General features: G+C 66.8%; 1 protein-coding gene. It reads right to left on the bottom strand.

Annotation, left to right across the window (positions count from 1 at the left end):
- Positions 1-302: transposase family protein (locus I8N67_RS42080; RefSeq protein WP_200309702.1), on the bottom strand; the 302-nt coding region annotated here is incomplete at its 3' end.
- Positions 303-328 lie beyond the last annotated feature (26 nt).

Below are 328 nucleotides of genomic sequence, written 5' to 3'. Positions count from 1 at the left end.
ATCGCCTCGGTGAACGAGCCGCGTAGGCAGGCGGGTTCGGCGCAGTGCCAGCGCGCCTTGCGCCACCGGATACCCACCGGACGCCCGCCACAGAGCAGGTGCCTGGGCCGGGTGGTGCGGTAGTCCTTCAGCCGGGTGGCGAAGATGCCGCACGAGGGGCAGGCCCGAGCGGAGTCCTCGGCCGTGACGACGTACACCGTCGAACCACCCGCCTCGTCGTCCTTTACCTTGATCACACTCACCCCCTCCAGCCCAAGAAGTCGCGTTGCCGCCTCGTTGATCCCGGTATCGTCGATGTTCAAGCCCGTGGGATTTCATGATCGGTTGC

It is taken from the genome of Streptomyces adelaidensis (genome assembly GCF_016598475.1).
Lineage (GTDB): Bacteria > Actinomycetota > Actinomycetes > Streptomycetales > Streptomycetaceae > Streptomyces > Streptomyces adelaidensis.
This window is presented reverse-complemented; position numbering and strand designations above follow the sequence as displayed.